We start from the raw sequence: 23697 nt of genomic DNA on the forward strand, positions 1-23697 counted from the left end.
GCCGGGGCAGGGCGCTTGATCGTGCCCGTGCCCTCGGCCATAACGCGCGGCAATTCCCGCCCGCGCTGCCAATTCCGGAGCCGCCGACCATGAGCGACATCACCCCCCGCGTCTTTTCCGGCGTGCAGCCCACGGGCAATCTGCATCTCGGCAATTATCTCGGCGCGATCCGCAAGTTCGTGGCCCTGCAGGAGAGCCACGACTGCATCTACTGCGTCGTCGACCTGCACTCGATCACGGCCCAGCTCGTCCATGACGACCTGCGGGAGCAGACCCGGTCGATCACCGCCGCGTTCCTGGCTGCCGGCATCGACCCGAAGCAGCACATCGTCTTCAACCAGAGCCGCGTTCCGGGCCACGCCGAGCTGGCCTGGGTGTTCAACTGCGTCGCGCGCATCGGCTGGATGAACCGCATGACGCAGTTCAAGGAAAAGGCCGGCAAGGACCGCGAGAACGCCTCGCTGGGCCTGCTCGCCTATCCGAGCCTCATGGCAGCCGACATCCTGCTCTACCGGGCGACCCACGTCCCCGTCGGCGACGACCAGAAGCAGCATCTGGAACTGACCCGCGACATCGCCGCCAAGTTCAATAACGACTTCTCCGACAAGATCGCCGCCGCCGGGCTCGGGCAGGCGATCCAGATGGGCGACGAGACGGTGAACGGCTATTTCCCGATCACCGAGCCGCTGATCGAGGGGCCGGCGACCCGGGTGATGAGCCTGAAGGACGGCTCTAAGAAGATGTCGAAATCCGATCCGTCGGACCTGTCGCGCATCAACCTGACCGACGACGCCGACGCGATCTCGCGCAAGATCCGCAAGGCGCGCACCGACCCGGACGCCCTGCCGTCCGAGGTCGGCGGGCTGACGGGCCGGCCGGAGGCCGACAATCTGATCGGCATCTACGCCGCGCTCGCCGAGCGGTCCAAGGCCGAGATCCTCGCCGAGTTCGGTGGCCGGCAGTTCTCCGAGTTCAAGCCGGCCATGGCCGAGCTGGCGGTGGAGAAGCTCGCCCCGGTCAGCGGCGAGATGCGGCGCCTGCTGGCGGCACCCGATCATATCGACGCGGTTCTGAAGGATGGCGGCGAGCGCGCCGGCGCCATTGCCGCGACGACGATGAACGACGTCAAGGACATCATCGGCCTGCTGCGGGACTGATTCTGCAACGGTTTATGGCGAAGCGGCGGTGACAGTGCGTCCCGTCACCTTGTCGCGGGGCACCGCCGCTGCCATCTTGCCGCCATGGTATCGAAACGCATCGGTCGGGACGCCGGCGGCAAACGCAAGTTCCTCGCGATTATCGACGACACGCCCGAGTGCATGCGCGCTGCGGCCTATGCGGCGCAGCGCGCCAAGGCAAGCGGCGGCGGCGCTGTGCTCTTGTATGTCATCGAGCCCGGCGACTTCCAGCACTGGCTCGGCGTCGAGAAGATCATGCGGGCCGAGGCCAACGAGGAAGCCGAGGCGCGGCTCGGCAAGGTCGCCGACGAATTGCGCGAGGCCGTCGGCATCGAGCCCGAGGGCGTCGTCCGCGAGGGCACTGTCATCGAGCAGATCCACGCCCTGATCGAGGCCGACCGCGAGATCGCGATCCTGGTGCTGGCGGCTGGCGAGGCCAATGAAGGTCCCGGCCCGCTGGTCTCCGCGGTGGCGGGCAAGGGCGCGGCCTTTCCGATCCCGGTCACCATCGTCCCGGCGACCCTCACCGACGAGGATATCCAGAGCCTCTGCTGACGCGCGACGACCGACCGTCACGGCAGGCCCTGTCGCCCCGGCGGCAGACCCCTTATGTTGCCCCGATCGTCGTTCTGAGATAAGTTTAGAACGATTCCAGATTATGCGCGACCCCGAGGTCGCAAGAGAGGATGCGAGATGTTCATCCAGACCGAAGTCACCCCGAACCCCGCCACGCTGAAGTTTCTGCCCGGCCGTGTCGTGCTGGAGAGTGGCACCGAAGAGTTCCTGTCCAAGGAAGACGCCGCCAACCGTTCGCCGCTGGCCGCAAGGCTGATGGACGTGCCGGGCGTGACCGGCGTCTTCTTCGGCTATGATTTCGTCACCGTCAGCAAGGACGGGCCGGACTGGCAGCACCTCAAGCCGGCGATCCTTGCCGGCCTGATGGAGCACTTCATGGGCAATGAGCCGGTGATGACGGCGCAGGGCTCCAACGCCGCGATGCCGGACGGCGAAGAGTTCTTCGAGGCCGGCGACGAGGGCACTGTCGCCACCATCAAGGAACTGCTCGAGACCCGCGTGCGCCCGGCCGTGGCCCAGGACGGTGGCGACATCACCTTCCGCGGCTACCGTGACGGCACCGTCTATCTGAACATGCGCGGCGCCTGCGCCGGTTGCCCGTCGTCCACGGCGACGCTGAAGCACGGCATCCAGAACCTGCTGCGCCATTTCGTGCCCGAGGTCGAGGCGGTGGAAGCGGTCGAGGCCGCCTGATGCCGCTGAGCGCCGGGCCTGTCTGAGCCGATGGTTGGACTGCTTCTGGCCGTCGACACCGCCTTTGCGCGGTGCTCGGTGGGGCTCTTCGACATGGATGCCGGCGTCATGCTGGCACGGGACGAGCCGGAGATCGGCAAGGGCCATGCCGAGCAGCTGTTCGGCATCATCGACGACGTCCTGAACGCAGCCGGTGCCGATTACGGTTCGCTGCGCAGGATCGCCGTCACGGTCGGGCCGGGCTCGTTCACCGGTCTCCGGGTCGGTGTGTCGGCGGTGCGCGGTCTGGCGCTGACGCTCGGGGTACCCGCCATCGGCGTCACGACGCTGGAGGTGCTCGCAGCCCCGCATCTTGCCACCGACCGGGCGGTTCTCAGCGTTCTCGACGCCAAGCGCGGGGAGGTCTATGCGGCCCTCTACGGTGCCGACGGCACCGCGCTGACGGAGCCAGTGGCCTTGGCGCCCGACGACCTCCTCGGCGTCGTGGCGCACGCGCCGAAAGGCGCGTCACTCGCAGTCGTTGGAACCGGTGCCCTGATCGCCCGCCAGGCGCTGGCCGGGCGCGATGTCGCCATCCTGTCCGAGATGGCCGCACCCGACATTGCGACGCTGTGTCGTCTGGCCGCCGGCCGCGCGACCGGCGAGGCTCCGCGCCCGCTCTATCTGCGGGGCGCCGACGCCAAACCGGCAGCCGCGACCGGACTATTTGCCATTCCCGGCGAAAGCGCTCCGCAAGCCTAGCGGAATAGGGTTAGGATCGAGGGTGGTCGGCTCTGGTCTTCCTGCAGGGCCGAGATACACCGATCGTCGGCACGCTGGAGCGAGTGAGGGCTCATGTACTGGTTTCTGCCCTGGGTCTGGACCGTCTCATTTCTCGAAGGCCTCTTCGGCGGCCAGGAAGTGGTCGCTGCGCCGCTGTCCGAGGGGGACATCGACGCCGCGGCCGAGATTCACAGCCAGGCCTTCGATCAGGCATGGACGGGCGACGAACTGGCCGCGATCCTCGCGCAGGATGGCACCTTCGGCGTAGTCGCCCGCCGGATCGGCTTGCCCGATGATCCGCCGCTGGGCTTCGTGCTGGCACGCAACACCGAAGGCGAAGCGGAGATCCTCACCATCGCTGTTGCCAAGCGCGCCCGCGGCGCCGGCGTCGGCCGTCTTCTGATGGACGAGATCCTGCAACTCCTCCACGCTGCCCGGGCCGAATCCCTCTTCCTCGAAGTCGACGAGGAGAACACGGCGGCGCGCAAGCTCTATGGGCGCCTGCGGTTCGAGGAAGTCGGACGACGGCCGGCCTATTACCGCCACCCGGAAGGTCACCGGACGAGCGCATTGACGCTGAAGCGGGCGCTCCGCTAGGCGCATGATCATGCGGAGCAAGCAGATGCAGGCGTGCCCGGCCCGGGTGGCGCGGCCATGATCGGAACGCTGCGCGTCGCGGCCGTCAGCGTCATTCTCGTCGCACTGACCCTGATCCTGTGGCCGGTTCAGGCTGTCGCCATCGCCCGTGGATGGTCCCTGGCAAGGACCTTGCCGGTGCTGTGGCACCGGATCGCCTGCCGGGTGGTGGGCTTGCGGGTGCGCATCGTCGGCCAGCCATGCTCCGACCATCCCTTGTTGATCGCCGCCAACCACCAGTCCTGGTCGGACATCATGGTGCTCGGCCGGGTCATGCCCCTGTCCTTCATCGCCAAGTCGGAGGTCGAGGGCTGGCCTGCCTTCGGGCTTCTGGCAAAGCTGCAGCGCACGGTCTTCGTCGAACGCGGCGCCCGCCACCGCACCGGCCATCAGGCCGGCGCGATCGCCCAGCGGTTGAGCGAAGGCGACGCCATGGTGCTGTTTGCGGAAGGCACGACCTCGGACGGCAACGAGGTGCTGCCGTTCAAGACGGCGCTGTTCGGCGCGGCCCAGGCGGCGCTCGTCTCGTCGCATACGGCGCAGGTCCGGGTTCAGCCGGTGGCAATCGCCTATACCCATGCCAACGGCGTGCCGCTGGGCCGGCGGTTCCGCCCGCTCGTGGCCTGGCCGGGGGACGTGGCGCTGGGGCCGCATCTGCTCGGCGTCCTGAAGGAAGGGGCCATCGACGTCGAGATCTCGTTCGGCGAGCCGATCGTCTTCGCCGCCGATTCCAACCGCAAGCATGTCGCGCGGGCCGCCGAGGACAGCGTTCGGGCGATGCTGGCGGCGAGCCTTTGCGGCCACAATCTGCCTGCAAAGCAGGCGGCTGTGGTATCGCGACGCGAGCCGACGCTTGCACCGCGTCACGATGCTGTCGATATAGAGGGATAGGTCACTCGTTTCCGGCGGCGCGCGCCGGCAGCACACGAGGGCCGATCAGAAGGGCGCATGACCGACACGACTGCAGCAACACGACCGGACGAGACCGGCATCAATACCCGCAAGGTCTTCATCAAGACCTATGGCTGCCAGATGAACGTCTACGATTCGCAGCGTATGGGCGATGCCTTGGCGCGCGATGGCTACGAGCCGACCGAAGTGATCGAGGACGCCGATCTCGTTCTGCTCAACACCTGTCATATCCGCGAGCGGGCCGCCGAGAAGATCTATTCCGAGCTGGGCCGCATCAAGCTGCTGAAGGCCGAAAAGGCCGAGCGGGGTGTCGAGATGCGCGTCGCCGTGGCCGGCTGCGTCGCCCAGGCAGAGGGCCAGGAGATCATCGACCGCGCGCCGGTCGTCGATCTCGTCATCGGACCGCAGACCTATCACCGGCTGCCCGAGGCGCTGGCCCGGGTCGCGCGCGGCGACAAGGTCGTGGAGACCGACTACGCCGTCGAGGACAAGTTCCGGCATCTGCCGAAGGTGACGGCGCCGCAGATCCGGACGCGCGGCGTGACCGCTTTCCTCACCGTGCAGGAAGGCTGCGACAAGTTCTGCACCTTCTGCGTGGTGCCCTATACGCGTGGCTCCGAAGTCTCGCGTCCGCTGGCCCAGATCATGGGCGAGGCCCGCGCGCTGGCGGCGGCCGGCGTGCGCGAGGTCACGCTGCTCGGCCAGAACGTCAATGCCTGGTCTGGGCAGGACGAGGCGGGCCGTGACATCGGCCTCGGTGGATTGTTGCGGGCGCTGGCGGAGATCCCCGGCTTCGCGCGTCTGCGCTACACCACCTCTCATCCCCGCGACATGGACGATGACCTGATCGCCGCTCATCGCGATCTGCCGGCGCTGATGCCCTATCTGCATCTCCCGGTGCAGTCGGGCTCCGACCGCATTCTCAAGGCGATGAACCGTCGCCATACGGGCGCCGACTATCTGCGGCTTCTCGACCGCATTCGTCAGGCACGCCCCGATATCGCCCTGTCCGGCGACTTCATCGTCGGCTTTCCCGGCGAGACGGACGCCGATTTCGAGGACACCATGAAACTGGTCTCCGAGGTGCGCTACGCCTCGGCCTTCAGCTTCAAGTACTCGGCCCGTCCAGGCACGCCTGGCGCGACGATGGATGATCACGTGGACGAAGCGGTGAAGTCGGAGCGTCTGCAGCGGCTGCAGGCCTTGCTTCGCGAGCATCAGGTCGATTTCGCCGAAAGCCTCGTCGGCCGTGACATCGACGTTCTGGTCGAAAAGCCGGGGCGCTATCCCCACCAGCGGGTCGGACGCTCGCCGTTCCTGCAGCCCGTTGTGTTGGACGCGGCCGCCGGCGAGATCGGCGATATCGTGACCGTGCGGATCGAATCGACCCTGCCGAATTCGCTGCTGGCGACCGGCGGTGCCGTTCCGGCCGCCGAGGCGCGGCATCGCAACGCAGTGCCTGCCGAACCGATAAGGAAGATCGCTTGAGGACGGAGCGTAGTACCGCAGCCCCTGCGTCGGGTGCATCCGACATGGCTCACATCGTCCTGACCTTCGAGGATAACCGCCTGGCCGGCTCGCTCTTCGGCCAGTTCGACGAGCACCTCGCACTGCTCGAGCAGAAGCTGAAGGTCGATGCGCGGGCGCGCGGCAACAAGGTCGAGATCCGCGGCGATTCGGCGAGCTGCGAGCAGGCTCGGCGGGCGCTGGACTATCTGTATGAGCGGCTGCAGGCCGGCACCGAGATCGGCATCAAGGATGTCGAGGGCGCCATCCGCATGGCGATCGCGGCGGACGACCAGCTCTATCTGCCGACGCTGGAGAAGAAGGGCCGCATGTCGCTCGCGCAGATTTCGACGCGGCGCCGGACCATCCATGCCCGCACGCCGACGCAGGACGCCTATATGCGGGCGCTGGAGCGCTCCGAGCTCGTCTTCGGCGTCGGGCCGGCCGGCACCGGCAAGACCTATCTCGCCGTTGCCCATGCCGCGATGCTGCTGGAGCGCGGGCAGGTCGAGCGGATCATCCTGTCGCGTCCGGCCGTCGAGGCCGGCGAGCGGCTCGGCTTCCTGCCCGGCGACATGAAGGAAAAGGTCGATCCCTATCTGCGGCCGCTCTACGACGCGCTCTACGACATGATCCCGGCCGAGAAGGTCGAACGGGCGCTGGCCGCGGGCGCCATCGAGATCGCGCCGCTGGCCTTCATGCGTGGCCGGACGCTGGCGAATGCGGCGGTGATCCTCGACGAGGCGCAGAACACCACCACCATGCAGATGAAGATGTTCCTGACCCGCCTGGGCGAGAATGCCCGGATGGTGGTGACCGGGGACCCGTCCCAAGTCGATCTGCCGCCCGGTCAGAAATCCGGTCTCGTCGAGGCGATGCGCATTCTGGAGACGGTGCCGCAGGCCGTGACGGTTCGCTTTGCCGCCAAGGACGTCGTCCGCCATCCGCTGGTCCAGGCGATCGTCGAGGCCTATGAGGAGGATGCGACGCGCGCCCGTGCGCCGGGCATCCCCGCGGCCCGGTAATGTCTGGATCGCAACCGCGTGCCGCCTTCGGCATGCCGACCTATGATGGCCTGACCGTCGCCCTGACCGTCGAGGATCCGCGCTGGGACGATGCCGGCCTTGGCGACATTCCGGCGATGGCGGTGGAGACCTTTTCGGTCGCGGCGGCGCGGCTGGGCCTGCCCGGCGATCTCGTCAGCGAGATATCCCTGACGCTGGCCGACGACGAGACGGTACGCGCCGTCAACGCCGAATGGCGGAACAAGGACAAGCCGACCAACATTCTGTCCTTCCCCATGGCCGATCTGGCGTCGGGCGAACGGCCGGGCCCGCTTCTGGGCGATCTCCTGGTCGCCTTCGAAACGGTCGCGCGCGAGGCGGATGAGGAGGCCAAGGCCTTTGCGGACCATTTCCGCCATCTTCTCGTGCACGGCTTCCTGCATCTGATGGGCCTCGATCACATGGTCGACACCGAGGCCGACGACATGGAGGCGGCGGAGATCGCCATTCTTGCCGAGTTTGGTATCGCCGATCCCTATGGCGACGAACCCGGTCCCTTGAACGAAGCCGAACAGGATGTTCCGGCGAACCAAGAGCGAGACGATGACCTTCGACACAGACGCGGCGGCTGACGGCAACCGCGGACCGGCCGGCGCCGAGAATGGCGACGACCACGCAGCCGGCGACGACCGAAGTCGGCGCGGCGCAAACCGCAGTGACGGCTTCTTTGGCGGCCTGATCCAGCGGGTGCGTCCGCGCATGCCCCGCCTGATGCGCGAGGACCTGACCCAGGCCCTCCTGCATCACGATCCCGGCGAGGGGGCCTTCTCGCCCGAGGAACGCGCGATGCTCAACAACATCCTGCGGCTGCGCGAACTGCGCGTCGAGGATGTGATGGTGCCACGCGCCGACATCCAGGCCGTCGACATCACCACCACCCTCGGCGAACTGATGAAGCAGTTCGAATCGAGCGGCCATTCGCGCATGCCGGTCTATGGCGAAAGCCTCGACGACCCGCGCGGCATGATCCACATCCGCGACGTCGTCGGCCACATCACCCGCGTCGCGCGACCGGCCAACGGGCAGGGCGCCAAGGAGCCGGCCGCGCGGACCCGGGCCGGCCTCGACCTGCGCCAGATCAACCTGGCGCGGAAGGTTTCCGACCTCGGTATCATCCGAAAGGTTCTCTTTGTGCCGCCCTCGATGCTCGCGACCGATCTGATGGCGCGCATGCAGGCCACCCGCACCCAGATGGCGCTGGTGATCGACGAATACGGCGGCACCGACGGACTGGTGTCGCTGGAGGACATCATCGAGATGGTCGTCGGCAACATCGAGGACGAGCACGACGACGACGCCCCGATGATCACCGAAAGCGGCGACGGCATCTATTACGCCGACGCCCGCGCCGACCTCGACGAGGTCCGCAAGCTGGTCGGCGAGGATTTCGACATCAGCGAATACGAGGACGAGGCCGACACGATCGGCGGTCTCCTGTTCTCCGAGCTGGGCCGTGTACCCGCGCGCGGCGAGGTGGTGCAGGCTGTTCCCGGCTTCGAGTTCCAGGTACTGGATGCCGACCCGCGCCGGGTTCGCCGTGTCCGGATTGTCCGCTTCCGCCAGGGCGAGAAGCGCCGCCGCTTCGTGGAAGGACTGGCCGACGCCTGAGGGGGCGTCGGTGACCGCTGGCCGTCTTCGGCAGCCGCAGTCGCGGGAATGTTCTGCATATCATCGGCGCCCGGCGTAGGATGCCGGCCCGACCGAATCCTGCAGGGGGCCCTGTGAGCGTTATTTCCCGCGGCGACGACCGCATCCGCGACGACAATATTCTCGACCGGATTGCTGGTTGGGTGTCGCTCGCCGAAGGCTGGCGCCGCATGGTGCTGGCGCTGTCGGCGGGGGCGATCTGTACCTTCGCCCTGCCGCCCTACAATTTCCCCGCCGTCGGCTTCATCGGTTTCCCGCTGCTCGTCTGGCTCCTTGACGGCGCGGCCGCCGAGCCGGGCCGCTCGGCCCTGCGCCGCATGGCGCCGGCCTTCGTCACGGGCTGGCTGTTCGGCTTCGGCTATTTCGTCGCCGGCCTGTGGTGGCTGGGCGCCGCCATGATGGTCGACGCGGCGAGCTTTGCGATCTTCATCCCGCTCGCGGTGCTCGGCCTGCCGGCGATCCTCGCCATCTATTTCGGGCTGGCGGCCGCGCTGGCGCGTTGCGTGTGGACCGACAGCGCGTATCGAATCCTGGCGCTGGCCGGCTCGCTGGCGCTGTTCGAATATCTGCGCGAAATCCTGTTCACGGGCTTTCCCTGGAACGAGATCGGCGTCATGGCCGCGCCGCTGCCGCTGTTGATGCAGACGAGCAGCCTCGTCGGCGTGCACGGGCTGACGCTTCTGGCCGTCATCGTCTTTGCCAGCCCGGCTGTCCTTGTCGACCGGCGGGGGCGGGCGGCAATGCTGGCGACCGCGGCGACCCTGCTCGTCCTGCATGTGGGATACGGGGCCTGGCGGCTGCAGGCCCATCCGACCGAACTGGTCGAGAATGTCCGGGTCCGGGTGGTGCAGCCCAATATCCTGCAATCGCTGAAATGGGACGAGAACGAAGCGGAGCGGATCTTCGAGCGCCACCTGTCGCTGACCGGAGCCGACTCCGTCGCGGCGAGCGTCGATCCCTCGGCAGCCGGAGGTGCTGCCCCGGATGCTCCCGCCGACCCTGCGACGCGCACCCTTGTCGTCTGGCCCGAATCCGCCTTTCCGTTCCTGTTGACCGAGCGACCCGACGCCATCGCGCGAATCGCCGAGGCGCTGCAGCCCGGCGAGACGCTGATCGCTGGCGCGGCACGGCTCGAAGGCACCGATATCACCTCTTCGCGTGTGTATAACTCGGTCTACGTCATCGACGACGAAGGCCAGATCGTGGATGCGCGGGACAAGACGCATCTGGTCCCCTTCGGCGAATATCTGCCGTTCCAGGAATTTCTCGAAGGGTTCGGTCTGTCGCAACTCGCCGAGATGCCCGGCGGCTTCTCGGCAGGCACCGTGCGCAGTCCGGTTCCGCTCAAAGGCGCACCGTCCTTCCTGCCGCTGATCTGCTACGAAATCATCTTTCCTTCCGAGATCGAGGCCGGCGCGCCCGACGACCGTCCGGGCTTTTTCGTGAACGATACCAATGACGCATGGTATGGCGACACGCCCGGCCCCTACCAGCATCCGCGGCTGGCCGAACTGACGTCGGTCGCCTTCGGACTGCCGCTCGTGCGCAGCGCCAACACCGGCATCTCGGTCGTCACGGACGCCTATGGACGGCGGCTCGACGGGCTGGCGCTCGGGGCGACGGGAAGCATCGAGACACCGCTGCCCAAGGCCGCCCCCGCCACGATCTACGCCCGCTGGGGCAACACCCCATTCTGGATTGCATTTTTCATAATATGGATGATCCCGATAGCAATGCGGTTAAAGATGCGCGCTCTGATTGATTGACATGCGCGACACGCGCTGCCTAACCCGAAGGCCGAAATTGATTGCGACAATTTTCTGGGGCCCGGAGGCGCACCGCCGATGGGGATGACGGCCCGCCGCATCGGATGGAAGTTGCGATGTCGATGATGCTGAGAGAAGAGGCACCCGCCATGGTCGACAACAAGAAGAAGCCCAATCCGGTGGATATCCACGTCGGGTCGCGGGTTCGTCTTCGTCGGACCATGCTCGGCATGAGCCAGGAAAAATTGGGCGAAAGCCTCGGGATCACCTTTCAGCAGATCCAGAAATACGAGAAGGGCACCAACCGGATCGGTGCCAGCCGGTTGCAGCGGATTTCAGAAGTGATGACCGTCCCGGTGTCCTTCTTCTTCGAGGACGCGCCCACGGGCATGACCGGCAGCGAAAGTCTGCAGGAACCATCGAGCCCGGACTATGTCGTCGACTTCCTTTCTTCTTCCGAAGGCCTGCAACTGAACCGGGCCTTCGTGCGCATCTCCGATCCGAAGGTCCGCCGCCGCGTCATCGATCTGGTCCGCACCCTGGCCGACTCGGGCGAGACCGACAGCTAGGTTCTGAGCGACTCGCGTCAGACGTGAGCCCCGGGCGCACTTGACGCCGCGCTGCCATTGCCCCAAACCGCATTCCGCAAGATTCAAGCCGGGCGTAAGTTCCTGTTGTGGTGCTCAACGGCACGACAAGCTCTCGCGTCTGACTGCCCCGAGCGGGATTCTCCAGAAACGGAAAGAGGAATCGATGGCGCGTTCTGACTATGTCTTCACCAGCGAAAGCGTGTCGGAGGGCCATCCCGACAAGGTCTGCGACCGGATCTCCGATGAGATCGTCGATCTGATCTATCGAGAGGCCAAGAAGACTGGCGTTGACCCTTGGTCGGTTCGCATCGCCTGCGAGACCCTGGCGACCACGAATCGCGTCGTCATCGCCGGCGAGGTTCGCCTGCCGGCCAGCCTGATGAAGACCGACAAGAACGGCAACGAAGTCATCAATGCCGGTCGTTTCCGGTCTGCCGCGCGTCGCGCGATCCGCGATATCGGCTACGAGCAGGACGGCTTCCACTGGAAGAACGCCAAGGTCGACATCCTGCTGCATTCGCAGTCGGCCGACATCGCCCAGGGCGTGGACAAGGCGTCTGACGCCGAGGACGGCGCCAACCAGGCCGAAGGCGCGGGCGATCAGGGCATCATGTTCGGCTACGCCTGCCGCGAGACGCCGGACCTGATGCCGGCGCCGATCTTCTATGCGCACAAGATCCTCGAGATCCTGGCGGCCGCCCGCAAGAAGGGCGAGGGCGATGCGGCGCATCTCGGCCCGGACGCCAAGAGCCAGGTGACCGTGCGTTACAAGGACGGCATGCCATTCGAAGTTAGCTCGATCGTCCTGTCCACCCAGCACACAGATGACAGCTGGGATTCCGCCAAGGTGCGGACGGTCGTCGAGCCCTATATCCGCGAAGCCCTGAGCGATATCGCGATCGCCGACGATTGCGCTTGGTACATCAACCCGACCGGCAAGTTCGTCATTGGCGGCCCGGACGGCGACGCCGGCCTCACCGGCCGCAAGATCATCGTCGACACCTATGGCGGTGCGGCGCCCCACGGCGGTGGCGCGTTCTCCGGCAAGGACACGACCAAGGTCGACCGTTCTGCCGCCTATGCCGCGCGCTACCTCGCCAAGAATGTCGTGGCGGCCAAGCTCGCCGACCGCTGCACGATCCAGCTCGCCTACGCGATCGGCATCGCCCAGCCGCTGGCGGTCTATGTCGACCTCCACGAGACCGGCAAGAATGTCGACGAAGTGGCCATCGAGAAGGCGATCCGCGCGGTGATGGATCTGTCGCCGACGGGCATCCGTCGTCATCTCGACCTCAACAAGCCGATCTATGCCAAGACCGCAGCCTACGGGCATTTCGGCCGCAAGCCCGGCCGTGACGGTTCCTTCTCCTGGGAGAAGACCGATCTCGCGCCGAAGCTGAAGGCCGCGCTGGCCAGCTGATCGATGACGGCCGAAGGACATCCCGAGCGCTCGCGCGAGGCGTTCTTCGGCCGGCTCAAGGGGCCGAAGCTCCGGCCCGGCCAGACCGCATTGATCGAAGAGGTTCTGCCGCAGTTGCGGCCGGACCTCACCCAGCCTGCCCCCGAATCTCTGGCCGATCTGTTTCCGGTGCCCGTCGAGGCGGTGCGGCTGGAGATCGGCTTTGGCGGCGGCGAGCATCTCCTGCACGAAAGCGGACGCTTTCCGAACGTCGGCTTCATCGGTGTCGAGCCCTTCGTCAACGGCATGGCGAAGCTGCTCAGCGCTATCCAGGATGCGCCGCGGCCCAACCTCAGGCTCTACGATGACGACGCCACCCGTCTCCTCGACTGGCTGCCTGCGGCAAGCCTTGCCGGCGTCGATCTGTTCTATCCCGACCCCTGGCCCAAGCGCCGCCATTTCAAGCGGCGGTTCGTCAATGCGCGCAATCTGGACCGGATCGCGCGGGTGCTGGCGCCCGGATCGAGCTTTCGCTTCGCGTCCGACATCGACACCTATGTCGACTGGACGCTGCGCCACTGCCGCGATCATGCCGAATTCGAATGGACGGCCGAGCGCGCGGCCGACTGGCACACACCCTATGAGGCGTGGCCCGGCACCCGCTACGAGGCGAAGGCGATCCGCGAGGGACGCCCGCCGGCCTACCTGACTTTCCGTCGCCGCTGAGGCGGTTTTGCCGCGGCGTGGCCGGGGCCGACGTGAAGATGCTTGAAGGATCGGGCAAAACGGCGTATACCCCTCCCAAATTCTCTGCGATGTGGTCGAGAGAGTGGGTCCTGCCGGTCCCGCTCTTTTTTATTACCGGGGGTACGGTATCTCCAGTGATCACGCGTCAAGGCGCCGATCCATGTCGCGGATCGATCAATTGGGCCGGGTCGGACGCCGGCCCGCAACACTTCTCTCGGAGTACCGTGACGACCGCTACAGACCGCATCGTGAAGGAACAGGGCCTGGAAGGCCGCGTCGCTGAGATCGTCGAGCCGGCGATCGAGCAGATCGGCTACCGGTTGGTGCGCGTGCGCACATCGGGCCTCAACGGCATGACGCTGCAGATCATGGCGGAGCGGCCGGACGGCACGATGACCGTCGAGGATTGCGAAGCGGTGTCGCGCGCGGTCTCTCCGGTTCTCGATGTCGACGATCCGATCGACAAGGCGTATCATCTGGAAGTGTCCTCGCCGGGCATCGACCGTCCCCTCGTGCGCAAGGGCGACTTCGAGACCTGGGCCGGTTTCCTGATGAAGCTCGAGACCAACCGGCTGATCAACGAGCGCAAGCGTTATCGCGGCAAGATCGTGGCCGTCGGCGACGAGGCGATCACCGTCGAACGCGACCAGCCTGCCGAAGGCGAGCCGGGCGCGGTCGAGATTCCCTTCGATGCCATCGGCGAAGCGCGGCTGATCCTGACCGACGATCTGATCGCCGCGGCCCTGAAGGCCGACAAGGCTGCCCGCAAGGCGCGCGGCGACGTCGATCCGGATGCCGGCGACGACGACGAGGCGGGAGCCTCCGAGCACTAGAATGGCGCAGCGGGCGCCAGCGCCCGCCGCCTTATGACGAACGACAAGCCGGACGCTGCGGTGTGACCCGGTCGGTAAGCCGACTGGACGCCAGGCGCCACAAGCCACCTCAAGGGTGGACGGCCGGAAGCGATGATGGGACCGACTGCGGCTGAGCGGCGGACGGTTCGAAGTCAGGAGAAGAGACAATGGCAGTCAGTGCGAACCGGCTGGAGCTTCTGCAGATTGCGGACGCTGTCGCGCGGGAAAAGTCGATCGATCGGGAGATCGTCATCGGGGCGATGGCCGACGCCATCCAGAAGGCGGCACGTTCGCGCTACGGCCAGGAAACCAACATCCGCGTCGACATCAACCAGAAGACCGGTGAGATGAAGCTGCAGCGGCTGCTCGAGGTCGTCGACGAGGTCGAGGATCCGAACACCCAGATCTATCTCGACCTTGCCCGGGACAAGAACCCCGACGCCGAGCCGGGCGACTTCATCGCCGAGCAACTGCCGCCGATGGATTTCGGTCGCATCGCGGCCCAGTCCGCCAAGCAGGTCATCGTCCAGAAGGTGCGCGACGCAGAGCGCGACCGCCAGTATGACGAATACAAGGACCGCGTCGGCGAGATCGTCAACGGCACCGTCAAGCGGGTCGAATACGGCAACGTCATCGTCGATCTCGGCCGCGGCGAGGGCATCATCCGCCGCGACGAGCAGATCCCGCGGGAGCTGTTCCGCTATGGCGATCGCGTCCGCGCCTTCGTCTACGATGTGCGCCGCGAGCAGCGCGGTCCGCAGATCTTCCTGTCGCGCACCCATCCGCAGTTCATGGCGAAGCTCTTCACCATGGAAGTGCCGGAGATCTACGACGGCATCATCACCATCAAGGCCGTCGCCCGTGACCCGGGTTCGCGCGCCAAGATCGCGGTGACCTCGAGCGATTCCTCCGTCGATCCGGTCGGCGCCTGCGTCGGCATGCGCGGTTCGCGCGTGCAGGCTGTGGTCGGCGAGCTGCAGGGCGAAAAGATCGACATCATCCCCTGGTCGCCGGACGCCGCATCCTTCCTCGTCAACGCGCTGCAGCCGGCGGAAGTCGCCAAGGTGGTGCTCGACGAGGACGCCGAGCGTATTGAAGTCGTGGTCCCCGATGACCAATTGTCATTGGCGATCGGTCGTCGCGGACAGAATGTCCGGCTTGCCTCGCAGCTCACCGGCTGGGACATCGACATCCTGACCGAGCAGGAAGAATCCGAGCGGCGCCAGAAGGAATTCGCCGAGCGTTCGGAGACCTTCATGAACGCCCTGAATGTCGACGAGATGGTCGGTCAGGTGTTGGCGTCGGAAGGCTTCGCCACCGTCGAGGAAATCGCCTATGTCGACCAGGACGAGGTCGCCGCGATCGAAGGCTTCGACGACGAGACGGCTTCCGAGATCCAGGAGCGCGCACGCGAATTCCTGGAGCGCCGCGAGGCGGAGTTCGACGCCAAGCGCGTCGAGTTGGGCGTCAGCGACGATCTGCGCCAGATCAACGGCGTGACCACGCCGATGCTGGTGGCGCTGGGCGAGGACGGCGTGAAGACGATGGAAGACTTCGCCGGCTGCGCCGCCGACGATCTGATCGGCTGGACCGAGCGCAAGAACGGCGAGACGACGCGTTTCCCGGGGGCACTGTCTGCCTTCGAGGTGTCGCGTGCCGACGCCGACCAGATGGTGCTGCAGGCGCGTCTGATTGCCGGCTGGATCACCGAAGCGGATCTTGCCGGACCGGAAGAGGAAGAGATGACCGACGAGGCCGAGGAAGGCCAGGCGGTCTGAGTCGAAGGACGGGCCGGGAATCGGCATGACGGAGGACGCGGGCGACGAAGCGGAGGTTGAATTGAACGATCGTACGTGCATCGTTTCACGTCGGACGTGCGATCCTGCCGATCTCATCCGCTTCGTGCGTGGCCCCGACGGGGCCGTCGTGCCGGATCTGCGGCGTCGACTTCCCGGTCGGGGAGCCCATGTCTCCCTCGACCGGACGCTGGTCGACGAGGCGGTTCGCCGCAAGCTCTTCGCCCGGGCGTTCCGGGCGCAGGTCACCGGACCCGCCGATCTCGGCGATCAGGTGGACGGGCTTCTGGCCAAGGCTGCACTGGGCGCCCTCGGGCTGGCTCGCAAGGCCGGACAATTGGTGACCGGCGCGACCAAGGTGGATACGGCCATCCGGTCGGGACGCGCGCTCATGGTGATCCATGCCAGCGATGCGGCGCCGGACGGGATACGCAAGCTGGACGCCGCACGACGCGCGGTCGCGGCGACCGGCGGAACTGAGATTTCATCCCTGCGTCTGCTCGATGCGGACGAATTGGGTTTGGCCTTTGGCCAGGGGAATGTGATACATGCAGCGATCCTTGCCGGTGGCGCGGGCTCGGCTGCGGCGACGTGCCTTCGAGCACTCGCGACATATCGGGGCGAAGGCTCCGGATCGGTTTCAGGCGCGCCCGCAGGGTCCGCCGGCCACGTGACCGATACTGGGAACGACATGGGAGCGCCTTTACAGCGACGCTCCGGGCAAGATGAAGGGCGCGGGCTCGATCCCGCGCAGGAAGCGGAAGCGTAGATGAGCGATACCAAGTCCGGCGACGACAAGACGCTGAGCGTCAGCACGAAGAAGACCCTGACCCTGAAGCGGAGCGGCGTCGAGCAGTCGACGGTGCGCCAGAGTTTCTCGCATGGGCGCACCAACAACGTCGTTGTCGAGACCAAGAAGCGGCGCATCGCCAAGCCGGAGGAGCGCGAGGCATCGCCTGCGGTCGCCGCCGGCCTGAAGCCGCGTGCGCCGCAGCCGGCTGCACCCGCCAAGCCGGCCGAAACGCCGGCAGAGGCGACGTCGCCACGCGTCGCGCCGACAACGCCGCCGCCGACCCCGCCCCAGGCCGGCGGTCGGCCGCAGCAGATTCAGCTCGGTCCCAAGCCCGGCGAGGAGCCGGCTGCCAAGGCACCGGCACCGAGCGAGCCGGAAGCTCCGGTCGCGGCGAAGGCCGAAGCGACCGCTCCGGCTGCGCCCGAGATACCGGCCGCGGAAGTACCGGCACCGGAGGCCCCCGCGGCCAAGCCGGATGCGCCGAAGGTTGACGCTGCGGCCCCCGCTGCAGAGAAGCCTGCCGCCGAGAAACCGGCTGCCGCAAAGCCGGCCGCGCCGGTCGCCAGCACGCCTGCCGCGCCGACTGCACGTCCGGCTGCCGGCCGTACGGGTGCCGCACCGCAGGGCCGTCCCGGCCAGGCTGGTGCTGGTGGTCGTCCGGCGCAGGGTGGTGGACGACCGGGCGGTCGCGACGAGCGTCGTCCCGCGGCACCGGCCACGGGTCGGCAGCCACGCGGCGCCGTTCTCAGCGACCTGTCATCGCGTGAGATGGATGCCCGCCGCCGTGCGCTCGAACTCGCCAAGCAGCGCGAGGCCGAAGACCGTCGCCTGTTCCAGGAGCAGGAAGCCCGCCGCATTGCCGAGGACGAGCGCCGTCAGCGCGAGCGTGAGGAATCCGAGCGCCGTCAGGCCGAGGAGAACGCCCGGCTCGAGCTCGAGGCCGAGGCCCGCCGCAAGGCCGAGGCCGATGCGGAACGCCGCGCTCCGCAGGGCAAGGCCGACGCCAACGCGCCGGCGCCGAGCCCAGCCGACGCAGAGGCGGCGGAAGCTGCCGCTGCACGTGGTCGCGGTGACGCCCGTCGCCGGCCCGGCGAGGAAGACGATGCGCGCGCCCGTCCGGGCGTCCGTCGTCCGGTCAAGGGGGCCGAGGCGCCGAAGCCGGCCCGTCCGGATCGCGATGCCGGGCGCCGTCGCGGCAAGTTGACGCTCGACAAGGCGCTGACCGCCGATGATGGCGCACGGGGCCGGTCCCTGTCGTCGATCCGGCGCCGCCAGGAGAAGTTCAAACGCTCGCAGCAGAATACGCCGCGGGAGAAAATTGCACGCGAAGTGACCATTCCAGAGACGATCAGCATTCAGGAACTCGCCAACCGCATGTCGGAGCGTTCCGTCGACGTCATCAAGTTCCTCATGCAGCAGGGACAGATGATGAAGCCGGGCGACATCATCGAAGCGGATCTGGCCGAGCTCATCGCGTCGGAATTCGGACACACGGTTCGCCGCGTGGCGGAATCCGACGTCGAGGAAGGCATCTTCAACGTCGAGGATAATGTCGAGAAGCTGCAGTCGCGCCCTCCGGTCGTGACGATCATGGGCCATGTCGATCACGGCAAGACCTCGCTGCTCGACGCGATCCGCAAGACGTCCGTGGTGTCCGGCGAGTCCGGCGGCATCACCCAGCATATCGGCGCCTACCAGGTCGAGCAGGATGGTCAGAAGATCACCTTCATCGACACGCCGGGCCACGCCGCCTTCACGGCGATGCGTGCCCGTGGCGCCGAAGCGACCGACATTGCCGTTCTGGTGGTGGCGGCCGACGACAGCGTCATGCCGCAGACGATCGAATCCATCAATCACGCCAAGTCGGCGGGTGTCCCGATCATCGTGGCGATCAACAAGATCGACAAGCCGGGCGCCGATGCCTCGAAGGTCCGCACGGGCCTCCTGCAGCACGAGGTCTTCGTGGAATCCATGGGCGGTGAGGTCCTCGACGTCGAGGTCTCGGCCACCAAGGGGCTCAACCTCGACAAGCTGCTCGAGGCGATCCTGCTGCAGGCCGAACTGCTCGACCTGAAGGCCGACCCGGAGCGCACCGCCGAGGGTTCCGTCATCGAGGCGCAGCTCGACAAGGGCCGCGGTCCGGTCGCGACCGTTCTCGTCCAGACCGGCACGCTCAAGATCGGCGACATTGTCGTCGCCGGCGACGAATGGGGCCGCGTGCGCGCCCTGATCAACGACAAGGGCGAGCAGATCAAGGAAGCCGCGCCGTCGACGCCCGTCGAGGTGCTGGGCATGCAGGGAACGCCGCTTGCCGGCGACCGCATGGCCGTCGTCGAGAACGAGGGCAAGGCCCGCGAGATCGCCGACTACCGCCAGCGCGTGGCCCGCGAGAAGCAGGTCGCCAAGAATGCCGGCCAGCGCGGTTCGCTCGAGCAGATGATGTCGCAGCTTCAGGATACGGGGCTCAAGGAGTTCCCGCTGCTGATCAAGGGCGACGTGCAGGGCTCGATCGAAGCCATTGTCGGCGCGCTCGACGCACTGGGCACCGACGAGGTTCGTGCCCGGATCGTCCATTCGGGCGCCGGTGCGATCACCGAGTCGGACGTGGCGCTCGCCGCGGCATCCAATGCCGCGATCATCGGCTTCAATGTCCGCGCCAACAAGCAGGCCCGCGACGCCTCGGCCCGCGACGGGATCGAGATCCGCTACTACAACATCATCTACGACCTCGTGGATGACGTGAAGGATGCGATGTCCGGCCTGCTGTCGCCGGAGCGTCGCGAGACCTTCCTCGGCAATGCCGAGATCCGGGAAGTGTTCAACATCACCAAGATCGGCAAGGTCGCGGGTTGTCTCGTCACCGAGGGCGAAGTCGAGCGCGGTGCCGGCGTGCGCCTTATCCGCGACAACGTCGTCATCCACGAAGGCACGCTCAAGACGCTTAAGCGCTTCAAGGACGAAGTGCCGAAGGTCATCAGCGGCCAGGAATGCGGTATGGCCTTCGAGCGCTACGAGGACATTCGCCAGGGCGACGTCATCGAGTGCTTCCGCGTCGAGCACGTGGCCCGCACGCTCTAGGGCGACGCGGAAACAACAGGGCTCAATCGGCGGGCGGGGAGCGATCCTCGCCCGCCGAGCCTTGCGCGTCACGCTGGCCGGAAACGGCGAGCACCCTTTGCCCATCCACCGATATGACGGGACGATTCGGATATGGCCCGAACCTCATCCTCCGGACCCTCGCAGCGCCAGTTGAGCGTCGGCGAGAAGGTCAGGCACGCCCTTACCGAGGTGATGCAGCGCGGCGAGATCAACGATCCGATGCTGGAGAAGGCGCTCGTCTCGGTGACCGAGGTGCGCATGTCGTCGGATCTCAAACTCGCGACGGCCTATGTGACGATCCTCGGTCAGACCGAGACCAAGCCCTTCGTCGACGCGCTGAACCGCAATGCCCGCTTCATCCGCGGCCGGCTGACGCCGGCGCTGCGACAGATGAAATACATGCCGGAGGTGCGGTTTCGCACCGATACCTCCTTCGACAATTTCGCGCGCATCGACGCGCTCCTCAAATCGCCGGAGGTCGCGCGCGACCTCGATGACGAGGACGACGACAAGGACAACGGCTGATGGCACGCCGTGGCAAGAAGCCCAAGGGTCGGCCGATCAATGGCTGGATCATCTTCGACAAGCCCAAGGGCATGGGCTCCACCGAGGCCGTGTCGAAGATGAAATGGATGTTCTTCGCCCAGAAGGCCGGCCATGCGGGCACGCTGGACCCGCTGGCCTCCGGCATGCTGCCGATCGCGCTGGGCGACGCGACCAAGACCGTTCCCTTCGTCATGGACGGCCGCAAGGTCTACCGCTTCAGCGTCCGTTGGGGCGCCGAGACGACGACCGACGACACCGAGGGGCCGGTGGTCAATTCTTCCGAAGCGCGCCCGTCGCGGGCCGACATCGAGGACCTGCTGGCCGACTATACCGGCGAGATCACCCAGGTGCCGCCGAACTTCTCGGCCATCAAGATCGCCGGCGAGCGGGCCTATGACCTGGCGCGCGAGGGGGAGACCGTGGAGATCGCTCCGCGCACGGTCTCCGTTCATCGCCTCGACATCGTCGAGATGCCCGATGCCGAGACGACGGTCTTCGAGGCCGAGTGCGGCAAGGGCACCTATGTGCGCGCCATCGCCCGCGACCTCGGCCGCGATCTGGGCTGTTACGGCCATGTGGTCGAGCTGCGCCGGGTTTCCGTCGGCGCCTTCGGGGAAGATGATCTGGTGCCGCTGAGCGAGCTGGAGGCGGCGGCCGAGGAGGGCATGGAAGAGCTCGACGCCGAGGCGATCGAATCCGGTGCCAAACCGCGCGTCGTCGATTTCGAGCCGCTGGACGAATATCTCGTCAGCCCGGAATCGGCCCTGTCGGATCTCTACGAGGTGATGCTCAGCGACGAGCAGGCGAGCCGCGTTCTCTCCGGCAATCCGGTGCTGCTGCGCGGGCGCGATGCGCCGGCCTTCTGCGACGAGGCCTATGCCACCGGCCATGGCCGGCTGATCGCGCTGGGTTCGGTCGAAGAGGGCTCCTTCCGTCCCAAGCGGGTGTTCGGCGGCAAGGGCTGAACCACCGCTGATCCCGTTCGCGCCTGTCGATCCTGTCGGCGCGCCTTATCTCGCTGCGAGTGAGCCGCCCGGATAAACCTCCGGATGGCAGCAGGGCATCAGGGGCGCGATGAGACTGGCGAGCATACCCGGAAAGAAGCGGCGGGCACGGCGCAAGGAGAAGGCGCGGCGTTTGGCCGTTGGTGCGCCGCCCGGAACCCTCGAGGCCGACCCGCAGGCCGCCCCCACCGTCATCAGCGTCGTCGCCATCGGCGGCGGCGAGAGCCTGCGCCAGACCGGCGTGACGGTCGAAGTCGCCCTGGCGCTGCGCGAGGCGTGGCCGCTCGTCTGGATCGACTGTTCGGGCCTTGCCGACATCGAGGCGATCCGCGCCATCGGCGCTGCCTTCGGCCTGCATCCGCTGGCGCTGGAAGACGTGCTCGATACCGCCCAGCGGCCGAAATGCGAGGTGCAGGCGGATCACGCCTTCGTCGTCATGCGGATGCTCGACCGCGAGGGCGGCAGCGAGCAGCTGTCGCTGTTCTTCGGCGAGGGCTTCGTCCTGACCTTCCAGGAGCGTGGCGGCGACAGTTTCGAGCCGGTGCGCCAGCGCATCGCCAAGGGCGCGCCGCGGCTCCTGGCCGGCCATGCCGACTATCTCGCCTATGCCCTGATCGATGCGGTGATCGACGCCTATTTCCCGGTGGTGGACGCCCAGATCGCGAGGATCGAGCAGCTCGAGGACGACATCCTGGCCGGCGTCGACGGCGACCAGGTGCACGATCTGCATGGCCTGCGCCGCGAGCTCCTCGGCCTGAAGCGCTGGCTGCGGCCGACCCGCGACGCGCTGGGCGTCATCCTGCGGCTCGACCGGCCGTGGCTGCGGGCCGAGACGCGGGTCTATTTCACCGACGTGCAGGACCATGCCGACCAGCTGATTGACACCAACGAGACCTATCGCGACACCGCCTCGGGGCTGATCGATCTGCACATGACCCTGTCGGCGGCCAAGACGAGCGAGGTGATCAACCTTTTGACCATCATCTCGACCATCTTCATTCCGCTCGGCTTTCTCGCCGGTCTCTGGGGCATGAATTTCAACCCGGAGATCTCCGACTGGAACATGCCGCTGACCCAGCATCCGCTCGGCTACCCGATCGCGCTCGCCTTCATGCTGGCGCTGGCGCTGGGCCTGCTGGTCTATTTCCGCAAACGGCGCTGGATCTGATCATGCTCGACCCTGAAGCCAAGGCCGTTCTCGCCGATCTGGCGCGCAAGGCCGCCGTGCAGGTGGCGCCGCGCGATGCCGCCCAGAAGCTCGCCCAGGCCCGCGCCATGACCGGCGCCATGGCGGATTATTCCGGCGAGGCGCCCGTCGGCGTCGGCGCCCGCGACATCGACGTGCCGGGCCCGGCCGGGCCGATCCGCGTGCGCCTGACCCGGCCAGACGGCGCAGCATCGCCGCCGCTGATGGTCTGGTATCACGGCGGCGGCGCCATGGCGGGCTCGCTGGAGGGCCACGACGTGCCGCTGCGCCAGCTGACCGCAGCGACCGGCTGGGCGATCGCCTCGGTCGATTACCGGCTGGCGCCCGAACATCCCCATCCCGCACCCCAGGACGATTGCCTCGCCGCCACGCGCGCCCTGCGCGATGCGGCCAAAACGCTCGGCTGCGACCCGGCGCGCCTTGCCATCGGCGGCGATTCCATCGGTGGGCTGTTTGCCGCCGACGTGGCGCTGGCGCTGCGCGAGGCGGGCGAGCGGGCCCCCGAAGCGATGGTGCTGGTCTATCCCAACACCGATCTGCGGCCGGACCGCCCATGGCCGTCGCTTGGCACCGAGAGCGGCCATGTGATGACGCGAGGCTCGCTCGCCTATGAGAACGACCTCTTCGTGCCCGATGTCGCCGAGCGCCACACGCCGCGCGCCTCGCCCTTTCTGGCGGCGGACCTCGCCGACCTGCCGCGGGCGCTGGTGATCACCTGCGAGCACGATCCGCTGCGCGACGAGGGCGAGGGGTTTGCCGCGCGCCTCGGCGAAGCCGGCGTCGCGGTCACCGCCCATCGCGAGGCGGGCATGATCCACGCATTCCTGCAGATGGATGGCTGGATCGCCCGCGCCGCCGATCTGCGCGCCCGCATCGCGGATTTCCTCGGCTAGGCGCGCGGCCGCGCCCGGCGGCGCGATGC

At 67.2% G+C, this 23697-nt stretch carries 21 protein-coding genes and 1 pseudogene; all 22 read left to right on the top strand.

Annotated features, from left to right (window positions below; genetic code table 11):
• The first annotated feature begins 89 nt into the window (after window positions 1-89).
• The 22 genes and pseudogenes from trpS (at window position 90) to H536_RS0105520 (ending at window position 23668) form a co-directional block, all read left to right on the top strand.
• On the top strand, window positions 90-1157 hold the full coding sequence (trpS, locus tag H536_RS0105415) for a tryptophan--tRNA ligase (RefSeq protein ID WP_024349498.1): 1068 nt from the start codon (window positions 90-92) through the stop codon (window positions 1155-1157).
• Window positions 1158-1241: 84 nt separating this feature from the next.
• Window positions 1242-1733 carry a universal stress protein gene (locus H536_RS0105420; RefSeq protein WP_024349499.1) on the top strand — a complete coding sequence of 164 codons (492 nt, stop codon included), beginning with the start codon at window positions 1242-1244 and terminating at the stop codon, window positions 1731-1733.
• Window positions 1734-1871: 138 nt separating this feature from the next.
• The gene (locus H536_RS0105425; RefSeq protein ID WP_024349500.1) at window positions 1872-2447 is read left to right on the top strand and encodes a NifU family protein; all 576 of its coding nucleotides are present in this window, start codon (window positions 1872-1874) and stop codon (window positions 2445-2447) included.
• 30 nt (window positions 2448-2477) lie between these two features.
• Window positions 2478-3188: a tRNA (adenosine(37)-N6)-threonylcarbamoyltransferase complex dimerization subunit type 1 TsaB gene (gene tsaB / locus H536_RS0105430; protein WP_029702794.1), complete on the top strand. Its 711-nt coding sequence runs from the start codon at window positions 2478-2480 to the stop codon at window positions 3186-3188.
• A gap of 93 nt (window positions 3189-3281) precedes the next feature.
• Window positions 3282-3806, top strand: a complete 525-nt coding sequence (locus H536_RS0105435) for a GNAT family N-acetyltransferase (protein WP_024349502.1) — start codon at window positions 3282-3284, stop codon at window positions 3804-3806.
• A gap of 57 nt (window positions 3807-3863) precedes the next feature.
• Window positions 3864-4736, top strand: a complete 873-nt coding sequence (gene olsA, locus H536_RS0105440) for a lyso-ornithine lipid O-acyltransferase (RefSeq protein ID WP_024349503.1) — start codon at window positions 3864-3866, stop codon at window positions 4734-4736.
• Between the two features lie 57 nt (window positions 4737-4793).
• Window positions 4794-6245, top strand: a complete 1452-nt coding sequence (gene miaB, locus H536_RS0105445; RefSeq protein WP_024349504.1) for a tRNA (N6-isopentenyl adenosine(37)-C2)-methylthiotransferase MiaB — start codon at window positions 4794-4796, stop codon at window positions 6243-6245.
• Window positions 6246-6289: 44 nt separating this feature from the next.
• A complete protein-coding gene (locus H536_RS0105450) occupies window positions 6290-7288 on the top strand; it encodes a PhoH family protein (RefSeq protein ID WP_024349505.1) in 999 nt (332 codons plus the stop codon).
• Entirely contained in the window at window positions 7288-7899 is a 612-nt protein-coding gene (gene ybeY, locus H536_RS0105455) for an rRNA maturation RNase YbeY (protein ID WP_024349506.1), read from the top strand. The genes H536_RS0105450 and ybeY overlap by 1 nt, the downstream gene beginning before the upstream one ends.
• A complete protein-coding gene (locus H536_RS0105460; RefSeq protein ID WP_024349507.1) occupies window positions 7871-8935 on the top strand; it encodes a hemolysin family protein in 1065 nt (354 codons plus the stop codon). The genes ybeY and H536_RS0105460 overlap by 29 nt, the downstream gene beginning before the upstream one ends.
• Before the next feature lie 209 nt (window positions 8936-9144).
• The gene (lnt, locus tag H536_RS0105465) at window positions 9145-10740 is read left to right on the top strand and encodes an apolipoprotein N-acyltransferase (RefSeq protein WP_169513622.1); all 1596 of its coding nucleotides are present in this window, start codon (window positions 9145-9147) and stop codon (window positions 10738-10740) included.
• A gap of 149 nt (window positions 10741-10889) precedes the next feature.
• The gene (locus tag H536_RS0105470) at window positions 10890-11309 is read left to right on the top strand and encodes a helix-turn-helix domain-containing protein (protein ID WP_009211039.1); all 420 of its coding nucleotides are present in this window, start codon (window positions 10890-10892) and stop codon (window positions 11307-11309) included.
• A 184-nt stretch (window positions 11310-11493) separates the two neighbouring features.
• Entirely contained in the window at window positions 11494-12750 is a 1257-nt protein-coding gene (gene metK, locus H536_RS0105475; protein WP_024349509.1) for a methionine adenosyltransferase, read from the top strand.
• A gap of 3 nt (window positions 12751-12753) precedes the next feature.
• On the top strand, window positions 12754-13455 hold the full coding sequence (gene trmB, locus H536_RS0105480; RefSeq protein ID WP_024349510.1) for a tRNA (guanine(46)-N(7))-methyltransferase TrmB: 702 nt from the start codon (window positions 12754-12756) through the stop codon (window positions 13453-13455).
• Between the two features lie 245 nt (window positions 13456-13700).
• A complete protein-coding gene (gene rimP / locus H536_RS0105485; RefSeq protein ID WP_024349511.1) occupies window positions 13701-14309 on the top strand; it encodes a ribosome maturation factor RimP in 609 nt (202 codons plus the stop codon).
• A 188-nt stretch (window positions 14310-14497) separates the two neighbouring features.
• Window positions 14498-16108 carry a transcription termination factor NusA gene (gene nusA, locus H536_RS0105490; RefSeq protein WP_024349512.1) on the top strand — a complete coding sequence of 537 codons (1611 nt, stop codon included), beginning with the start codon at window positions 14498-14500 and terminating at the stop codon, window positions 16106-16108.
• Window positions 16109-16133: 25 nt separating this feature from the next.
• Window positions 16134-16766, top strand: a pseudogene (locus H536_RS0105495) (RNA-binding protein); the annotation flags it as partial.
• A gap of 129 nt (window positions 16767-16895) precedes the next feature.
• Window positions 16896-19997: a translation initiation factor IF-2 gene (gene infB, locus H536_RS0105500; protein ID WP_024349514.1), complete on the top strand. Its 3102-nt coding sequence runs from the start codon at window positions 16896-16898 to the stop codon at window positions 19995-19997.
• Window positions 19998-20129: 132 nt separating this feature from the next.
• Window positions 20130-20543 carry a 30S ribosome-binding factor RbfA gene (rbfA, locus tag H536_RS0105505; RefSeq protein WP_024349515.1) on the top strand — a complete coding sequence of 138 codons (414 nt, stop codon included), beginning with the start codon at window positions 20130-20132 and terminating at the stop codon, window positions 20541-20543.
• The gene (gene truB, locus H536_RS0105510) at window positions 20543-21529 is read left to right on the top strand and encodes a tRNA pseudouridine(55) synthase TruB (protein WP_024349516.1); all 987 of its coding nucleotides are present in this window, start codon (window positions 20543-20545) and stop codon (window positions 21527-21529) included. Before rbfA ends, truB begins: the two co-directional genes overlap by 1 nt.
• A 172-nt stretch (window positions 21530-21701) precedes the next feature.
• Window positions 21702-22736: a magnesium/cobalt transporter CorA gene (gene corA, locus H536_RS0105515; RefSeq protein WP_244495364.1), complete on the top strand. Its 1035-nt coding sequence runs from the start codon at window positions 21702-21704 to the stop codon at window positions 22734-22736.
• A gap of 2 nt (window positions 22737-22738) precedes the next feature.
• Window positions 22739-23668 carry an alpha/beta hydrolase gene (locus H536_RS0105520; RefSeq protein ID WP_024349518.1) on the top strand — a complete coding sequence of 310 codons (930 nt, stop codon included), beginning with the start codon at window positions 22739-22741 and terminating at the stop codon, window positions 23666-23668.
• Window positions 23669-23697 lie beyond the last annotated feature (29 nt).

This window comes from Aurantimonas coralicida DSM 14790, from assembly GCF_000421645.1.
In the GTDB taxonomy this organism is placed as follows: domain Bacteria; phylum Pseudomonadota; class Alphaproteobacteria; order Rhizobiales; family Rhizobiaceae; genus Aurantimonas; species Aurantimonas coralicida.

What these genes read in the sequence shown, in the direction of transcription:
- trpS (WP_024349498.1), top strand. Translation starts at nt 90, where the DNA reads ATGAGCGACATCACCCCCCGCGTCTTTTCCGGCGTGCAGCCCACGGGC.
- H536_RS0105420 (WP_024349499.1), top strand. Translation starts at nt 1,242, where the DNA reads ATGGTATCGAAACGCATCGGTCGGGACGCCGGCGGCAAACGCAAGTTC.
- H536_RS0105425 (WP_024349500.1), top strand. Translation starts at nt 1,872, where the DNA reads ATGTTCATCCAGACCGAAGTCACCCCGAACCCCGCCACGCTGAAGTTT.
- tsaB (WP_029702794.1), top strand. Translation starts at nt 2,478, where the DNA reads ATGGTTGGACTGCTTCTGGCCGTCGACACCGCCTTTGCGCGGTGCTCG.
- H536_RS0105435 (WP_024349502.1), top strand. Translation starts at nt 3,282, where the DNA reads ATGTACTGGTTTCTGCCCTGGGTCTGGACCGTCTCATTTCTCGAAGGC.
- olsA (WP_024349503.1), top strand. Translation starts at nt 3,864, where the DNA reads ATGATCGGAACGCTGCGCGTCGCGGCCGTCAGCGTCATTCTCGTCGCA.
- miaB (WP_024349504.1), top strand. Translation starts at nt 4,794, where the DNA reads ATGACCGACACGACTGCAGCAACACGACCGGACGAGACCGGCATCAAT.
- H536_RS0105450 (WP_024349505.1), top strand. Translation starts at nt 6,290, where the DNA reads ATGGCTCACATCGTCCTGACCTTCGAGGATAACCGCCTGGCCGGCTCG.
- ybeY (WP_024349506.1), top strand. Translation starts at nt 7,288, where the DNA reads ATGTCTGGATCGCAACCGCGTGCCGCCTTCGGCATGCCGACCTATGAT.
- H536_RS0105460 (WP_024349507.1), top strand. Translation starts at nt 7,871, where the DNA reads ATGACCTTCGACACAGACGCGGCGGCTGACGGCAACCGCGGACCGGCC.
- lnt (WP_169513622.1), top strand. Translation starts at nt 9,145, where the DNA reads ATGGTGCTGGCGCTGTCGGCGGGGGCGATCTGTACCTTCGCCCTGCCG.
- H536_RS0105470 (WP_009211039.1), top strand. Translation starts at nt 10,890, where the DNA reads ATGGTCGACAACAAGAAGAAGCCCAATCCGGTGGATATCCACGTCGGG.
- metK (WP_024349509.1), top strand. Translation starts at nt 11,494, where the DNA reads ATGGCGCGTTCTGACTATGTCTTCACCAGCGAAAGCGTGTCGGAGGGC.
- trmB (WP_024349510.1), top strand. Translation starts at nt 12,754, where the DNA reads ATGACGGCCGAAGGACATCCCGAGCGCTCGCGCGAGGCGTTCTTCGGC.
- nusA (WP_024349512.1), top strand. Translation starts at nt 14,498, where the DNA reads ATGGCAGTCAGTGCGAACCGGCTGGAGCTTCTGCAGATTGCGGACGCT.
- infB (WP_024349514.1), top strand. Translation starts at nt 16,896, where the DNA reads ATGAGCGATACCAAGTCCGGCGACGACAAGACGCTGAGCGTCAGCACG.
- rbfA (WP_024349515.1), top strand. Translation starts at nt 20,130, where the DNA reads ATGGCCCGAACCTCATCCTCCGGACCCTCGCAGCGCCAGTTGAGCGTC.
- truB (WP_024349516.1), top strand. Translation starts at nt 20,543, where the DNA reads ATGGCACGCCGTGGCAAGAAGCCCAAGGGTCGGCCGATCAATGGCTGG.
- H536_RS0105520 (WP_024349518.1), top strand. Translation starts at nt 22,739, where the DNA reads ATGCTCGACCCTGAAGCCAAGGCCGTTCTCGCCGATCTGGCGCGCAAG.